The organism is Tateyamaria armeniaca (assembly GCF_045797845.1).
Taxonomy (GTDB): Bacteria; Pseudomonadota; Alphaproteobacteria; order Rhodobacterales; family Rhodobacteraceae; genus Tateyamaria; species Tateyamaria armeniaca.
The window spans coordinates 638,694-653,151 of the sequence record NZ_JBHDIY010000002.1 but is presented as its reverse complement, the minus strand read 5'-3'; the positions used below and the strand labels follow the sequence as shown (position 1 = coordinate 653,151).

Here is a 14,458-nt window from a genome sequence, read left to right as displayed (position 1 = left end):
ACGACCAAAGGATGATGCGATGACCTATGCGCCTGCCCCTCGTGAATTTGACAGTGGCTCTGCCATTGCGCTTGGACGCGAAAGCCGTGGGCGCATGTCCTATCTGGCGGGATTGGCGGCCGAAGATGCGGTTGCCGCAGAATACCGCGCACGCGGCTATGTGCTGCTGGAAATGCGCTGGCGTGGCAAGCGCGGCGAGATTGATCTGATTTTCGCAGACGGTCCGGGCGTTGTGATGGTCGAAGTCAAGAAAAGCCACAGTTTTGAAGCCGCCATGTCCCATATCACACCTGCGCAGGTGCGCCGTCTTTTCGCATCGGCAGAGGAGTTTGTCGGCACACGTCCACAGGGCAATCTGACGGATATCCGTTTTGACGTGGCGCTGATGGATCAGCACGCCCAAGTGTCGATTCTGGAAAACGCGTTCTGCGGTTGGGTCTAGCAGCAGGCCGTTGAACCCGGTTCGGTGCGCGTTTGCACAGCCCATTTTCATTGCACCCCCGACATAGCTGCGCCATCTAGGGCAGAACACTTGCCGGAGATGCGCCATGAAGATCGCTTTTCAGATGGACCCGATCGGGGCCGTGGACATAAACGCCGACAGCAGCTTTCGCCTCGCCGAAGAGGCGCAGGCGCGCGGGCACAGTCTGTTCTTCTACTCCCCTGATCACCTGGCCTATCAAGCTGGGCGCATCACCGCGCGTGGGCAGGATTTCACCGTTCAGCGTGTGCAAGGTGACCACGTGCACCTCGGCGAAATGCGCGAGGTCGATCTGGCCGATTTCGATGTTGTCTGGCTGCGCCAGGACCCGCCCTTTGACATGCATTACATCACCTCGACCCATCTGCTGGATCGCCTCAAGGGGCACGCGTTGGTCGTGAATGACCCGTTCTGGGTGCGCAACTTTCCCGAAAAACTGCTGGTTCTGGATTTTCCAGACCTCACACCCCCACAACCATCGCCCGCGATCTGGACACGATCAAGGCGTTCAAGGCGCTGCATGGCGACGTCATCCTGAAACCGCTTTACGGCAATGGCGGCGCGGGCGTGTTCCGCCTTGATGTCAACGATCGCAACCTGTCGTCGCTCCACGAACTGTTCACCGGTTTCAGCCGCGAGCCGCTGATCGTGCAGAAATTCCTGCCCGATGTCAGCAATGGCGACAAGCGCGTGATCCTTGTTGACGGTGAGCCGGTGGGCGCGATCAACCGCGTCCCTGCGGCGGGCGAAACCCGTTCGAACATGCATGTGGGCGGGCGCCCGGAAAAGATCGGCCTCAGCGAGCGCGATCTGGAAATCTGTTCCCGCATCGGCCCTCTGCTCAAGGAAAAGGGGCAGGTGTTTGTCGGCATCGACGTGATCGGCGACTACCTGACCGAGATCAACGTGACGTCACCCACCGGCATTCAGGAACTTGAGCGGTTCGACGGCGTCAACATCGCCGAAAAGATCTGGGTGGCCATTGAAGGCAGGTTGGCGTGAGCCTGCGTTCGGACCTGCTGAACCAGTACCTGCGCTGGACGGAGCGGACGTTTCTGACCTATGCCACCAGCCCGCGCGCGTTGCGCGCCAGCTTTGAGATCAAGGCGCAGCTGTTTTTTCGCGGGTCTCTTGCTGTTGCGCCCAACTGGCGCGATCTGGCGGGTCGCCCGGCCCTTGAAATGCGCCCCAAGCGCCTGCAGGACGCGCCCACACTGCTGTATTTCCATGGTGGTGGCTATGTGTTTGGCAGCCCGCGCACGATTTGCAAGATGGCTGGACATCTCGCGAAAAAGGCGGGCTTTTGTGCTGTGATCCCCGAATACCCGCTGGCCCCGGAACACCCGTTTCCGGCGGCGGTCGATCATGGGCTGGCCGCGTATCAGGCCCTGCTGGACGAGGGGATTGACCCCTCGCAAATCATCATTGGCGGCGACAGTGCGGGCGGCAATCTGGCCCTGTCGGTTCTGGGCCAGTTGGTCGCCATCAAAGCGCCCATGCCCGCAGGCGTGTTCGGCCTGTCCCCGATCACGGATTTCGCCTTTTCCGGGGCGAGCATGATCGAGAATGATCGATCCGAGGTCATTCTGCCGCCGTCCAGATTCAAGACCATGGTGGATGCGTATTTGTGCGGGCAGGCTGTCGACGATCCGCGCGTCAGCCCGTTGCATGCCGATTTCACGGGCGCGCCACCGGTGTGGCTGGCCGTTTCAGATTCCGAGATTCTGCGCGACGACACCTTGCGCATGGCTGAGGCGCTGCGCGCACAGGGCGTCGATGTTGACCTGACGGTCGAGCACAACTTGCCCCATGTCTGGCCTATGTTTCACACTCTTATCCCCGAGGCGCACGCGACACTTGATGCCATCGCGCAATGGATGATCAATCAGACGGCGGCGAGTGCCCCGACCCGGTAGCTGACCGCTTCGGCGACGTGGGGTTTGCACACTGTGTCCGATCCGTCCAGATCGGCGATGGTGCGCGCCACCCGCAGTACCCGGTGATAGCCGCGCGCTGACAGACCGAACCGGTCAGCGACGCGGGTCAGCAACGTGCGGCCTTCGTCATCCGGTGCGGCCATTTCGTCCAGCGCCGCGCCGCTGAGGTCTGCATTGCAGCGGTGCGATGTGTCTTCGAACCGGGCCAACTGGCGCGCGCGTGCGGTGGCCACCCGTGCTGCGACCTCGGCCGAACTGTCGCCCGCGCTGGGCAGATCGAGATCGGTAAAACTGACGGGTGGGACGTCCACGCGCAGATCGAACCGGTCCATCAAAGGCCCCGATATCCGCCCCATATAGTCGTCGCCGCAAGCCGGGGCGCGCCCGCAGGCCCGCGCGGGTTCAGACAGGTATCCGCATTTGCAGGGGTTGGCCGCCGCCACCAGCATGAACCGGCAGGGATATTTCACATGATTGTTGGCGCGTGCGATCATCACCTCGCCCGTTTCGATGGGCTGGCGCAAAGTTTCCAGAACGGTGCGCGGGAATTCCGGGAATTCGTCCATGAACAGCACGCCGTTATGGGCGAGGGAGACTTCGCCCGGTTTGGCGCCGCGCCCGCCGCCGATGATCGCCGCCATGGAGGCCGTGTGATGCGGTTCGCGAAATGGCCGGTCCATGGAGATACCGCCTGCATCCAGCAATCCGGCGAGGGAGTGGATCATCGAGGTTTCCAACGCCTCCATCGCGGAAAGAGGCGGCAGGATGCCGGGCAGGCGTGCGGCGAGCATGGATTTGCCCGAGCCGGGCGTGCCGACCATCAGGAGGTGATGGCGCCCGGCAGCGGCCACTTCGAGCGCACGTTTGGCCCGTTCCTGCCCTTTGACGTCGCGCAAGTCGGGCAGGCCCGTGCCGCTGGCGATCTGTCCGGCCTTGGCGGGTTCCAGCGGGACCAGCCCTGTGTAGTGGCGCACGACATCGGCCAGCGTGGCCGCGGCAATCACGCGCGTGGCGTCGACCCACGCCGCCTCTGACCCCGATCCGGCGGGGCACAGCAAGCCGCGATCCTGTTCAGCGGCGGCCATCGCGGCGGGCAGCGCACCCAGCACCGGCACAAGCGTGCCGTCGAGGGACAATTCGCCCAAGGCCACTGTCCCCTCGACCGCATCGGCGGGCAGGATGCCTAGCCCGGCCAACAGCGCCAGTGCGATGGGCAGGTCAAAATGCGAGCCTTCCTTGGGCAGGTCGGCGGGGGACAGGTTGATCGTGATCCGTTTCGAGGGCAGTGCGATGGACATCGCTGTCAGCGCGGCGCGCACCCGTTCGCGGGCCTCTGACACCGCCTTGTCCGGCAGGCCGACGATGGAAAAGGCGGGCAGGCCGGGCGTCATGGCGCATTGCACTTCGACCTCGCGCGCCTCGACCCCCTGGAATGCCACCGTGTAGGCCCGTGCCACCATCTGCTCACCCTTACCTAAGATGGTTAATGGCTAGCTTGCGGTGGTTTAGGATTGGTTAACGCGATCTCAGGCGGGCCAGTCGGTTGTGGCGACGCCCATATCGTAGGGAAAGGGGTCGTAAGTGACCTTTAGTCCTTCGGCCCGCCATGCCTTGAAGGCCGGGTCATTGATGGTTGTCGCGCAATAGGTTTGCGCGGCTTCGCCAACAGGCAAGTCATACCCGACAATCCTTGCGCAGACAGGTGCGTAAAAGGCATCGGCCAGGCTGTAACGTCCGAACAGCCATGGACCGTCTGTCTTGAACTGTGCGGCATGGGCCCAGAGCGTTTCGATGCGCGCAAGGTCGGTGCGCGTTGCGTCCGAAGGGGTGTAGCCTGCGTTGACGTGCTGCAGTTGCATCGCACATTCAGCGCGCAATGCGCCAAAGCCACTTGCCATCTCGGCACACAACCAGCGCGCGGTGGCACGCGCCACCGGGTCTGTGGGCCACATGTCTGATGCGGGGTGTGCTTCGGCCAGAGTTTCGGCCATTGCCATGCTTTCTGCGACGATGGTGCCGTCGGGCGTCTGCATGGCGGGGACCAGACGCGCTGGCGCAAGATGTGCCATGTCAGCCGTCATCGTCCCGGCGTAGAGGCCAACCAAGTGGACGCGGTGCGGTATGTTGAACTTTTCCATCATCAGCCAGCCGCGCAGGGACCAGCTCGAAAAGGTGCGATCGCCGATATAGAGGTCATAGGTCATGGGGCGGACGCTAGCGCCGGGCGTGCCCTCTGACCAACGCTGATTTGTGGCGCGCGTCATCACGGACAGTGATTGATATGTGTCGCCTGGCCTGCGCGGGGGATCAGGGTCGTCACCGACAGGTTGTCGATCTTGTGGGCCAGCACGTCCTTGGCCGACAGACCCAGCACCGCCTGCACTTGTGTCAGGATCACGCCGAAATGGGCCACGGCAATAATGTGGGCCTCTGGCTGCGCGGCTTCGATACGGCGCACCACTGTGGCAATACGTGCGGCTGAGGCGTTCCAGCATTCTCCGCCGGGTGGGGTGTGATCGCCCGGCTCTTCCCAATAGGCGCGGCTGAGGTCCGGATGCCAGTCTGCCACCGTTGCGAAGCCGACCCCGTCCCACGTGCCGAAATGGAATTCGCGCAAGCCGGGATCATGTGGCAGGCGCGTGCGGGTGCCTTGGATCGCGCTGGCTGTGTCGACGGAGCGGGTGAGGTCAGAAGAAATCACCAGTGCATTCTCGGGAAGGTAGGCGCTCAGCCGTTCCACCGTGGCACTGTCTGACAGATCGGCGGGGGCGTCGCGCCACCCGGTAAAGGATTTCTGATGCGTTGGCCCGTGCCGCACCCAGTGCCATGTTGTCATTGGGCTGCCCCTTTCAGCGTGCGTGACAGACCGGCAACCACATGCAGGACGTGATCGGCCTGCGCGGCCAGCGCAATGTTGAGCCGCCCTTGCGCCTCGCGAAAGCGGCGGGCGAGGGCGTTTTCCGGCACGATCCCCTGCCCCACTTCGTTTGAGACCACCACAACCGGGGCGGCACAGGCGGCGAGGGCCTCCAGCAAGTCGGATTGAGCGGCTGCCAGATCCAGCTCATCCAGCATCACATTGGTCAGCCACATCGTCGCGCAATCCAGCAGGATCACTTGGTCGGGGGTCGCTTGGGACAGGGGCGCCGTCAGGTCGACGGGCGCGTCGATTGTCACCCACTCCGGGCCGCGACGGGCGCAGTGCTGATCAACTTTCGATTGAACCTCATCATCCCAAATCCGGGCCGTCGCGAGGTACACAGGTATTAACCCGCTGTTAATTATTATCTTTTCTGCTGTCTGTGATTTACCCGACGCGGCACCGCCTAGCACAAAGGTCAAAGAAGGCAACATTTTCGACCTCGTGAGTGAACCAATAGGCGACCCCGTGCGTAATCATATCAAGTGCGCAAAACAAGCATAACATCCACAGGGGGATGATTGAGATGCCATTGGACACTGCCCGAGAATTTTCGCTGTCTCGCACAGCGATGAAAGCTGAACTGCTGGATGCCGAGACAGAATTGCGACTTGCCTATGCGTGGCGCGATGACCGGGACGAAGCTGCACTGCACCGCCTGATCACCGCTTACATGCGTCTTGCCATATCGATGGCGTCCAAGTTCAAACGCTATGGCGCGCCCATGAACGACCTGATTCAGGAAGCAGGTCTGGGATTGATGAAAGCGGCAGACAAGTTCGACCCTGACCGGGGCGTGCGGTTTTCGACATACGCGGTGTGGTGGATCAAGGCATCCATACAGGACTATGTGATGCGCAACTGGTCGATGGTGCGCACAGGCTCCACATCCTCGCAGAAATCCCTGTTTTTCAACATGCGCCGCGTTCAGGCCCGTCTTGAACGTGAAAGCGCTGCGGCAGGCGAAGTGCTGGACAAACACCAGATGCGCCAGATGATCTCGACCGAGATTGGCGTGCCGCTGCACGATGTCGAGATGATGGAAGGGCGTTTGTCGGGGTCCGACTATTCGCTCAACGCCACGCAGTCGGTCGAGGATGAGGGGCGCGAGTGGATCGATGCTCTGGTTGATGAAAGCGCGCAGGCCGACGAGATGGTTGAGCACAGCCATGACACGGAACAATTGCGCGCGTGGCTGCTGTCTGCGCTCAATTCCCTGAACGAGCGTGAGCGCTTCATCGTGCGCGAACGCAAGCTGCGCGACCAGCCCCGGACGCTTGAAAGCCTTGGCGCGGAACTGAACCTGTCCAAGGAACGTGTGCGCCAGCTTGAGGCCGCTGCATTCGGCAAGATGCGCAAGTCTCTTGAGAACCAGAGCCGCGAAGTTCACCACTTTCTGGTATGAGAGCCGCCGCCCTCTCCATCTGTCTGATGTTGGGCCTGCCTGTTTCGGCGGGCCCTTTTTCTGCGGATGTCGTCGTGCTGGGTGAATTGCATGACAACCCGCACCATCACGCGCGGCAGGCCGAGATTGTTGCCGAAGTGCAGCCCAAGGCGCTTGTCTTTGAGATGCTGACAAACGGGCAGGCGCTGGCCCATGTGCCTGGCGCGGACGAGGCGACGTTGTCTGCGGCCTTTGGGTGGGAAAACACCGGCTGGCCCGATTTTGCGATGTATTATCCGATTTTTGCCGCCGCCCCCGATGCGCGCGTGTTTGGTGCCGGGGTGACCCGCACGATGGCGCGCGAGGCGATGACCGATGGGCTGGCCTATGCCTTTGGCATCGGCGCTGGGGCCTATGGGCTGACGACGCCGCTCGATGAGGGCATGCAAGCGGCCCGAGAATCGATGCAGATGACCGCCCATTGCGACGCATTGCCCGAAGACATGTTACCAACGATGGTCGACATCCAGCGCCTGCGCGATGCGGAACTGGCCAAGATGGCGTTGCGGGCGTTTGAGCTGACCGGCGGGCCGGTCGTGGTGATCACAGGCAATGGCCATGCGCGCACCGATTGGGGCATGCCCGTTTACCTCAAACAAGCGGCGCCGGACCTGACCGTTGTGGCGCTGGGCCAGGGCGAAGACGGAATTGCGCCACCCGGGACCTTTGATGTGATCGAGTTCACGGCAGGCGTGGACCGTGATGATCCCTGTCTGGCCTTCCAGAAACAGGACTGACCTGTCCCCTTCTCTGATTTGGAAAATCCCCGGGTGTTTGGGGGCTGGCCCCCAATGGTTCCGGGGCTGGCCCTTGTCGACTGGTCGTCATATGGTCGCACAGCCCAAAAACCAGCCGGAGTGACGGCCATGCTGCAAGACAAACGCATATTGCTGATCCTGACCGGCGGGATTGCGGCCTATAAGGGCCTCGACCTGATCCGTCGTCTGCGCGAACGCGGGGCGGCGGTGACCCCGGTGCTGACCCGCGCCGCAGAGCAGTTTGTCACGCCTCTGTCCGTTTCTGCCCTTGCGGGGGAAAAGGTGTTTCGCGATCTGTTTGATCTGACGGACGAGGCCGAGATGGGGCATATCCAGCTGTCCCGCTCTGCTGATCTGATCCTTGTGGCCCCGGCGACGGCGGACATAATTGCCAAGATGGCGCAGGGGCGGGCTGATGATCTGGCCTCGACCCTGTTGCTGGCCACGGACACGCCGGTGATGATCGCGCCCGCGATGAACGTGCGCATGTGGGATCATGCCGCGACCCAGCGCAATCTGGCGCAGATCACGGGTGATGGTGTTGCAATTGTCGGCCCGAACAAGGGCGACATGGCCTGCGGTGAATTCGGCCCCGGTCGCATGTCCGAACCGCTTGAGATTGTGGCCGCAGTCGAGGCGCATTTTGGCCCCCGCCCCTTGGCGGGCAAGCGTGTGCTGCTCACCTCTGGTCCGACGCATGAACCGATTGACCCGGTGCGCTATATCGCCAACCGGTCATCCGGCGCACAAGGGTCAGCACTTGGGCGGGCGCTGGCCGATCTGGGGGCCGAGGTCGTGTTTGTCACCGGCCCCGCGGATGTGGCCCCGCCTGGGGGTGTCGAGGTGATCGCAGTTGAGACCGCGCAAGAGATGAAAGACGCAGTTGAGGCGGCACTACCCGTGGACGCGGCCGTATTCGCAGCAGCCGTTGCTGATTGGCGGGTGGCCAGCGCAAGCGGGCGCAAGTTGAAGAAAGTGGCGGGCAAGATGCCGATCCTCGAATTTGCAGAGAACCCCGACATCCTCGCCCACGTGGCGCAGATGGAGGCAGGCCGCCCCGGGCTTGTCGTCGGGTTTGCGGCTGAAACCGATGACGTGATCGAAAACGCAACGGCCAAGCGTGAGCGGAAGGGCTGTGACTGGATCGTGGCCAATGACGTGTCTCCGGAAACGGGCATCATGGGCGGGTCCGAAAATGCGGTGGTCCTGATCTCGGACGCAGGGACCGAGACTTGGGCGCGGATGTCCAAGGACGATGTGGCGGCGCAATTGGCGCAGCGCATCGCGGACGCTTTGGCCTGATCGCCACTGGTCAGGTCGGAAATTGAGTTTATTTTGCGAGATGAAGATGGATCCGGTTGTTTTGACACTGATGCGGGTCGCGGGGTCGGATGCGTCCATCCCCCTGCCTGCGTATGAGACGCCCGGTGCCGCCGGGGCGGATCTGCGCGCGAATTTTCCCGGTCAGACGGGCATCACCCTTGCCCCCGCCCAGCGTGCCCTCATCCCCACGGGGCTGGCCATGGCCATTCCGCAAGGGTTTGAAGTGCAGGTGCGCCCCCGGTCCGGCCTTGCGCTGAAACACGGGATTGCGCTGGTCAACAGCCCCGGCACCATCGACAGCGACTACCGGGGCGAAGTGGGGGTGATCGTGCTTAATACATCCGACGCACCGTTTGAGATCACCCACGGTATGCGCATCGCCCAGATGGTCGTGGCCCCCGTTGTGCAGGCCGCGTTCACCCTTGCCGACAGTCTTGATGAAACCGATCGCGGTGCGGGCGGTTTTGGATCGACGGGGCGCACCTGATGATTCCTGTTTTTGCATTCGCCGCCCTTCTGTGGGGGGCAGGCGCGATGATGAAAGTGCCGCGGCGCGCGCGGTGGAACATGATTGCCCTTCTCTATGTTCTTGTGCTGGCGTTGCAGGTGGCCCTGCCGGTCGGGCATCCGGTTCGGATGGCGACGGGCGAAAGCCCGGCCTTCTGGCTGATCCTTGGTGGGTTTGCAGCACTGGTACTGGCCTACCGCACGGGTCTGCGCCACTTGCGTCGGCGCGCAAAGGCCGAAGAGGACAAGGCCGCCCCGACACCGGACGGCTCGTTTTCCGACACCGAGCTTAACCGTTATGCCCGCCACATCGTGCTGCGCGAGATTGGCGGCGCGGGTCAAAAGGCGCTGAAGGATGCGCGTGTACTGGTTGTGGGGGCAGGCGGCCTAGGTGCGCCGGTGTTGCAGTATCTGGCGGCGGCCGGTGTCGGCACCATCGGTGTCATTGACGACGACGTTGTGGAAAACACCAACCTGCAGCGGCAGGTCATTCACCGCGATGCGCAGATCGGCACCCCCAAGGTTTTCTCTGCACAAGGTGCGATGCAGGCGCAAAACCCGTTCGTCACCGTGCGCCCCTATCACCGTCGATTGACGGATGAGATCGCGGATGAGCTGTTGGCCGACTATGATCTGGTCATCGATGGGAGCGACAATTTCGATACGCGTTATCTGGTCAATGCGTCCGCCGTACATGCAGGCATTCCGCTGATTTCCGGTGCGCTCACGCAGTGGGAAGGGCAGGTGAGCGTCTTTGATCCCGCCAACGGTGCTCCCTGTTATGCCTGCGTCTTTCCACAGGCCCCGTCCGCTGACCTTGCCCCCTCTTGCGCCGAGGCGGGCGTGCTTGGCCCCTTGCCTGGGGTTGTCGGGTCGATGATGGCCGTCGAAGCCGTCAAGCTGATCACCGGTGCCGGTGCGCCCCTGCGCGGCGAAATGGTCATTTACGATGCACTTTATAGCGAGAGCCGCAAAATCGCGGTAAAATGCCGACCCGATTGCCCCGCATGCGGATCGGCGGTGGCGGCGGGCTGATCTGCACCTTACATGATGTGCAAAGGAGTTTGCCCATATGACCAACGTGCTTTTGCAGGACTGGGACACGCCGTTCCAGATCGCCTCTTTCGATGCCATTTCGGATGATGATTTTGCGCCCGCCCTGACGGTTGCGCTGGACCGCCACAGCGCTGAAATCGATGCGATTGCGCAATCTGACGCGCCCGCCACGTTCGCCAACACGATCGAAGCGTTGGAAGCGGTGGGCCGCGATCTGAACAAGGTGCTGGGCACGTTTTACACGGTCGCAGGTGCTGACAGTAATCCGGCGCGTGAAGCCCTGCAGCGGGATTTTTCGCCCAAACTGGCCGCGCATTTTGCCGAGATATCAGGGAACAAGGCCCTGTTTGCCCGCGTGGCTGCGGTTTATGACGCGCGCGATCAACTGGATCTGACGGACGAGCAGGCGCGGGTTTTGATGCTGACCCATCGTGGGTTTGTCCGCTCGGGCGCTGCGCTGGAAGGTGCGGACGAGGCGCGGATGAAAGAGATCAAGGGGCGCCTGGCCGAGTTGGGCACGTCCTTTACCCAGAACCTGCTGGCCGACGAGCGGGACTGGTTCATGGAACTGAGCGAGGGCGATCTGGTCGGCCTGCCTGATTTTGTCGTGAACACGGCCCGTGCCGCGGGTGAGGAAAAAGGTGTGGACGGACCTGTCGTGACCTTGTCCCGCTCGTTGATTGTGCCATTTCTGCAATTCTCCACCCGCCGTGATCTGCGCGAAAAAGCCTACAAGGCGTGGACGGCGCGCGGGGCGAATGGAGGCAAAACGGACAACCGCGAGATCGCTGCCGAGATACTCGCCTTGCGCCAAGAGCGTGCCAAACTGCTCGGCTATGAAAATTTTGCCGCCTACAAGCTGGAAACGGAAATGGCCAAGACGCCAGAGGCGGTGCGTGATCTGCTGATGGCCGTGTGGGAACCTGCCAAGCAGCAGGCGGAGGCCGACGCCTGGGCACTGGAGCAGATGATGGTGCAGGATGGCGTAAACGGCCCGCTCGCCCCGTGGGACTGGCGGTTTTATTCGGAGCGCCGTCGCAAGGAATTGCACGATCTGGATGAGGCGGAAGTGAAGCCGTACTTTCAGCTTGAAAAGATGATCGAGGCATCATTTGCCTGTGCGAACCGCCTGTTCGGGCTGGAGTTCAAACCGCTCGACATCCCGCTTTACCATGCGGATTGCCGCGCGTGGGAAGTGACGCGGGCGGGCAAACATGTGGCGGTGTTCATCGGCGACTATTTCGCCCGTGGATCAAAACGGTCGGGTGCATGGTGTTCGGCGATGCGCGCGCAGGCCAAGTTTCCCGAGGTCCAGGCCCCTGTCGTGATCAACGTGTGCAACTTTGCCAAGGGCGATCCGGCGCTGCTGTCTTATGATGACGCGCGCACGCTGTTTCATGAATTCGGCCATGCGCTGCACCAGATGCTGTCGGATGTGACCTACGAATCTGTCAGCGGCACCTCGGTTGCGCGCGATTTCGTGGAACTGCCCAGCCAGCTTTATGAACATTGGCTGGAGGTGCCGGAAGTCTTGCGTGACTATGCGGTCCATGCCGAAACCGGTGAGGCGATGCCGCAGGCGTTGCTCGACAACGTGCTGGCGGCGGCGACGTATGACATGGGCTTTCAGACGGTGGAATATGTCGCCTCGGCCATCGTTGATCTGGCGTTCCATGATGGTGCGGCCCCCGCTGATCCGATGGCAAAGCAGGCCGAGGTTCTGAAAGACCTTGGCATGCCAGATGCGATCTCCATGCGCCATGCCACGCCGCATTTCGCGCATGTGTTTGCGGGCGACGGGTATTCGTCGGGTTACTACAGCTACATGTGGTCCGAGGTGATGGATGCCGATGCTTTCGCGGCATTTGAAGAGGCAGGGGGGCCGTTTGATCCCGAACAGGCGCAGGCGCTAGAGGCTCACATTCTGAGTACGGGCGGGTCAGTGGATGCGGGCGAATTGTACAAGGCCTTCCGCGGGCGCTTGCCCGGAGTAGAGGCGTTGCTGAAGGGACGCGGGCTGGCGGCTGCGTGATCCAAAGGCCGCTTGCGCGACGCTATCTATTTTTGTGAATGGGGGCTCTGCCCCCAAAACCCTCGTGGTACTTCCGATCAGAAGAAGATCAATAGCCCGCCTGCCGATCCACCAGGTAGAGGAATGGTCGGCCCGCCTCGCCCCGCCGGATGTTTTCCGCGATGGTCTTGGATGAATAGGCCGCCCGCGTTTCAGAGGCCACATGCGGGGTCACCGTAACCTTTGGGTGAGTCCAGAACGGGTGGTCTGCGGGCAGTGGTTCGATACGAAAGGTGTCGAGCGTGGCGTGGTCGATCTGGCCCGTGTCCAGTGCGGCAAGCAGCGCGTCATCGTCGATCAGGGGGCCGCGCCCCGGGTTGAGGATGCGGGCGCCCTTGGGCATCAATGCGAGGGTGCGTGCATTCAACGTGTTTTCGGTGGCCGAGGTGCTGGGCAGCAGCAGCACGCAATAGTCGGCGCGTTGCAGCGCTTCGTCCAGACCGTCCGGTCCTGACAGGCACGTGACGCCGCTGATCTCTTTTGGCGACCTGCTCCACCCGGCCACATCAAACCCAAGCTGGCTGAGCGCCGTGGCACAGGCCGCCCCGAGTTCACCAAGCCCCAGAACCGTGACGCGGGTATCAAAGGCCAGCGGCGGCGCTTTGGGTTTCCACGTGCCGGGGGCGGCGTTGATATGTGCATCCATTCCCAGATGCAGGCGCAGGATGTGGCCCGTCACCCATTCCACCATCCCTTGGGTAAGGGCCGGATCCACCATGCGGGCCAGCGGCAGGTGCAGCGTCGGGTTGCCCACAATCGCCTCGACCCCCGCCCAAAGATTTAGCACAGCCTTGGCCCGCGTGTAGGGAGTGAAATCCTGTAAGTCCGAATTGGGCGCATAGACGATGTAATCCACGTCGCCGGGTGCCATGTCGGTGGCGATATGCGCCTCTACTCCGACGGCAGCGAGGGCGTCGCGCATGGGGCCTTCGTATTCCGACCAGCGCGCCTCGCTCGCGGCAAACAGGACATTGACGCTCATGTGGCGAAGGCCCCGTCCAGGTCGGACATGCCCTTGATCTCGATCGGGTTGCCCGCGGGATCAGTAAAGAACATTGTGCTCTGCTCGCCCGGCTCTCCTTCGAACCGGATTTGTGGCGCGAGGATGAAGTCGACGCCGTGCGCCGTCAGCTTGTCTGCCAGCGCGCGCCATTCGGGCATGGGCAGTACCGCGCCGAAGTGGGGCATTGGCACATCATGATCACCGACCTTGCCGGTCGGGGCAGAGGCGAAGGGCGTGCCAATGTGGCACGAAAGTTGATGCCCGAAGAAATCGAAATCCACCCAGGTGTCCGTGCTGCGCCCTTCGGCACATCCAAGCAGATCGCCGTAGAATGTACGCGTGTCGTCCAGATCGCGGACATTGAAAGCGAGGTGAAACAGGGCCATGGGATACTCCGGTCTGCGGTGTCTGGGATCGGTGTAGCGCCAGACGGGTCGGATGCACAACACCGCCCTCAGACGCACCCCCTTTGATGCTCCGCGTCAGGTGGCCATTGTGGCGAGGTAGTTTGCCAGCCGCGCTTCAGGTGCGCCTTGCCCGCTCAGCATCGTGCGTCGCCAGGCGTTCACCTCGAAGGAGACGATGTCCATTTCCCACACGCAGCCAAAGACCTCGGTCTTGCCGGTTCCGAAGGCGGTTGGTGCATCCCATGGCGCGCGCATCTGATCGCAATGGGCCAGCACACTGCCCCACTGCCAGTAGAACAGGGGTGCGACGACGGCTGTTTCGGCAAAGTGGATGATCTGGAACCCAATCCCGTGATTGCCGCCCTCCTCTTCCAATGGTCCGGGGTCCGGCAGCCGGGCCAGCGCTGCTGTGGTTGCAGCGGCGGCAATGGCGTCGTCATAGCGGCGCCCGTCTGCCAGGATCGCGTAGCGTTTCAACGTCCACCCCTGATCGGTGATGGGGGCAAGCGGCAGAACGGGGCGGGGGACAAAGGGGGCGAGGTGATGCATGG

The 14,458-nt window shown here is 62.4% G+C and carries 15 protein-coding genes and 1 pseudogene; 9 read left to right on the top strand and 7 right to left on the bottom strand.

Features of this window, described 5'->3' with window-relative positions:
* Positions 1–19 precede the first annotated feature (19 nt).
* The 3 genes and pseudogenes from ACERZ8_RS03280 to ACERZ8_RS03270 all read left to right on the top strand — a co-directional run bounded on the left by ACERZ8_RS03280 (position 20) and on the right by ACERZ8_RS03270 (position 2,397).
* Positions 20–442: a YraN family protein gene (locus ACERZ8_RS03280; RefSeq protein ID WP_407590689.1), complete on the top strand. Its 423-nt coding sequence runs from the start codon at positions 20–22 to the stop codon at positions 440–442.
* Positions 443–548: 106 nt separating this feature from the next.
* A pseudogene (gshB, locus tag ACERZ8_RS03275) lies at positions 549–1,483 on the top strand (glutathione synthase).
* Positions 1,480–2,397: an alpha/beta hydrolase gene (locus ACERZ8_RS03270; protein ID WP_407590688.1), complete on the top strand. Its 918-nt coding sequence runs from the start codon at positions 1,480–1,482 to the stop codon at positions 2,395–2,397. Before gshB ends, ACERZ8_RS03270 begins: the two are co-directional and overlap by 4 nt.
* Here the strand turns inward: ACERZ8_RS03270 and ACERZ8_RS03265 are convergent.
* The 4 genes from ACERZ8_RS03265 to cobU all read right to left on the bottom strand — a co-directional run bounded on the left by ACERZ8_RS03265 (position 2,367) and on the right by cobU (position 5,772).
* A complete protein-coding gene (locus ACERZ8_RS03265) occupies positions 2,367–3,878 on the bottom strand; it encodes a YifB family Mg chelatase-like AAA ATPase (protein WP_407590687.1) in 1,512 nt (503 codons plus the stop codon). The two genes, ACERZ8_RS03270 and ACERZ8_RS03265, sit on opposite strands and share 31 nt — an antisense overlap.
* Before the next feature lie 66 nt (positions 3,879–3,944).
* Complete coding sequence (locus ACERZ8_RS03260) at positions 3,945–4,622, bottom strand: glutathione S-transferase (RefSeq protein WP_407590686.1); 678 nt, start codon at positions 4,620–4,622, stop codon at positions 3,945–3,947.
* Positions 4,623–4,681: 59 nt separating this feature from the next.
* Positions 4,682–5,254 (bottom strand): histidine phosphatase family protein, encoded by a 573-nt coding sequence (locus tag ACERZ8_RS03255; RefSeq protein ID WP_407590685.1) that lies wholly within the window; start codon positions 5,252–5,254, stop codon positions 4,682–4,684.
* Positions 5,251–5,772, bottom strand: a complete 522-nt coding sequence (cobU, locus tag ACERZ8_RS03250) for a bifunctional adenosylcobinamide kinase/adenosylcobinamide-phosphate guanylyltransferase (protein ID WP_407590684.1) — start codon at positions 5,770–5,772, stop codon at positions 5,251–5,253. The genes ACERZ8_RS03255 and cobU overlap by 4 nt, the downstream gene beginning before the upstream one ends.
* 92 nt (positions 5,773–5,864) lie before the next feature.
* Here cobU and ACERZ8_RS03245 point away from each other — a divergent pair, with 92 nt between their 5' ends.
* From ACERZ8_RS03245 to ACERZ8_RS03220, 6 genes are all read left to right on the top strand, one after another.
* Positions 5,865–6,743: an RNA polymerase factor sigma-32 gene (locus tag ACERZ8_RS03245; protein ID WP_407590683.1), complete on the top strand. Its 879-nt coding sequence runs from the start codon at positions 5,865–5,867 to the stop codon at positions 6,741–6,743.
* A complete protein-coding gene (locus ACERZ8_RS03240) occupies positions 6,740–7,519 on the top strand; it encodes a ChaN family lipoprotein (protein ID WP_407590682.1) in 780 nt (259 codons plus the stop codon). The genes ACERZ8_RS03245 and ACERZ8_RS03240 overlap by 4 nt, the downstream gene beginning before the upstream one ends.
* Positions 7,520–7,648: 129 nt before the next feature.
* Positions 7,649–8,842 (top strand): bifunctional phosphopantothenoylcysteine decarboxylase/phosphopantothenate--cysteine ligase CoaBC, encoded by a 1,194-nt coding sequence (gene coaBC / locus ACERZ8_RS03235; protein ID WP_407594145.1) that lies wholly within the window; start codon positions 7,649–7,651, stop codon positions 8,840–8,842.
* Positions 8,843–8,888: 46 nt separating this feature from the next.
* Positions 8,889–9,350 (top strand): dUTP diphosphatase, encoded by a 462-nt coding sequence (gene dut, locus ACERZ8_RS03230; RefSeq protein ID WP_407590681.1) that lies wholly within the window; start codon positions 8,889–8,891, stop codon positions 9,348–9,350.
* Positions 9,350–10,405: a HesA/MoeB/ThiF family protein gene (locus ACERZ8_RS03225; protein ID WP_407590680.1), complete on the top strand. Its 1,056-nt coding sequence runs from the start codon at positions 9,350–9,352 to the stop codon at positions 10,403–10,405. The genes dut and ACERZ8_RS03225 overlap by 1 nt, the downstream gene beginning before the upstream one ends.
* Before the next feature lie 37 nt (positions 10,406–10,442).
* Positions 10,443–12,458 carry a M3 family metallopeptidase gene (locus tag ACERZ8_RS03220; protein ID WP_407590679.1) on the top strand — a complete coding sequence of 672 codons (2,016 nt, stop codon included), beginning with the start codon at positions 10,443–10,445 and terminating at the stop codon, positions 12,456–12,458.
* An 88-nt stretch (positions 12,459–12,546) separates the two neighbouring features.
* Here the strand turns inward: ACERZ8_RS03220 and ACERZ8_RS03215 are convergent, their stop codons facing one another.
* From ACERZ8_RS03215 to ACERZ8_RS03205, 3 genes are all read right to left on the bottom strand, one after another.
* Positions 12,547–13,479, bottom strand: a complete 933-nt coding sequence (locus ACERZ8_RS03215; protein ID WP_407590678.1) for a 2-hydroxyacid dehydrogenase — start codon at positions 13,477–13,479, stop codon at positions 12,547–12,549.
* The gene (locus ACERZ8_RS03210; protein WP_407590677.1) at positions 13,476–13,886 is read right to left on the bottom strand and encodes a VOC family protein; all 411 of its coding nucleotides are present in this window, start codon (positions 13,884–13,886) and stop codon (positions 13,476–13,478) included. Before ACERZ8_RS03210 ends, ACERZ8_RS03215 begins: the two co-directional genes overlap by 4 nt.
* A 96-nt stretch (positions 13,887–13,982) precedes the next feature.
* A complete protein-coding gene (locus tag ACERZ8_RS03205) occupies positions 13,983–14,456 on the bottom strand; it encodes a hypothetical protein (RefSeq protein ID WP_407590676.1) in 474 nt (157 codons plus the stop codon).
* Between the last annotated feature and the right edge of the window lie 2 nt (positions 14,457–14,458).

Bases quoted from the DNA above. Each gene is read 5' to 3' on its own strand.
- ACERZ8_RS03280 (WP_407590689.1), top strand. From the start codon at position 20: ATGACCTATGCGCCTGCCCCTCGTGAATTTGACAGTGGCTCTGCCATT.
- ACERZ8_RS03265 (WP_407590687.1), bottom strand. From the start codon at position 3,878: ATGGTGGCACGGGCCTACACGGTGGCATTCCAGGGGGTCGAGGCGCGC.
- ACERZ8_RS03260 (WP_407590686.1), bottom strand. From the start codon at position 4,622: ATGACCTATGACCTCTATATCGGCGATCGCACCTTTTCGAGCTGGTCC.
- ACERZ8_RS03255 (WP_407590685.1), bottom strand. From the start codon at position 5,254: ATGACAACATGGCACTGGGTGCGGCACGGGCCAACGCATCAGAAATCC.
- cobU (WP_407590684.1), bottom strand. From the start codon at position 5,772: ATGTTGCCTTCTTTGACCTTTGTGCTAGGCGGTGCCGCGTCGGGTAAA.
- ACERZ8_RS03245 (WP_407590683.1), top strand. From the start codon at position 5,865: ATGCCATTGGACACTGCCCGAGAATTTTCGCTGTCTCGCACAGCGATG.
- ACERZ8_RS03240 (WP_407590682.1), top strand. From the start codon at position 6,740: ATGAGAGCCGCCGCCCTCTCCATCTGTCTGATGTTGGGCCTGCCTGTT.
- coaBC (WP_407594145.1), top strand. From the start codon at position 7,649: ATGCTGCAAGACAAACGCATATTGCTGATCCTGACCGGCGGGATTGCG.
- dut (WP_407590681.1), top strand. From the start codon at position 8,889: ATGGATCCGGTTGTTTTGACACTGATGCGGGTCGCGGGGTCGGATGCG.
- ACERZ8_RS03225 (WP_407590680.1), top strand. From the start codon at position 9,350: ATGATTCCTGTTTTTGCATTCGCCGCCCTTCTGTGGGGGGCAGGCGCG.
- ACERZ8_RS03220 (WP_407590679.1), top strand. From the start codon at position 10,443: ATGACCAACGTGCTTTTGCAGGACTGGGACACGCCGTTCCAGATCGCC.
- ACERZ8_RS03215 (WP_407590678.1), bottom strand. From the start codon at position 13,479: ATGAGCGTCAATGTCCTGTTTGCCGCGAGCGAGGCGCGCTGGTCGGAA.
- ACERZ8_RS03210 (WP_407590677.1), bottom strand. From the start codon at position 13,886: ATGGCCCTGTTTCACCTCGCTTTCAATGTCCGCGATCTGGACGACACG.
- ACERZ8_RS03205 (WP_407590676.1), bottom strand. From the start codon at position 14,456: ATGCATCACCTCGCCCCCTTTGTCCCCCGCCCCGTTCTGCCGCTTGCC.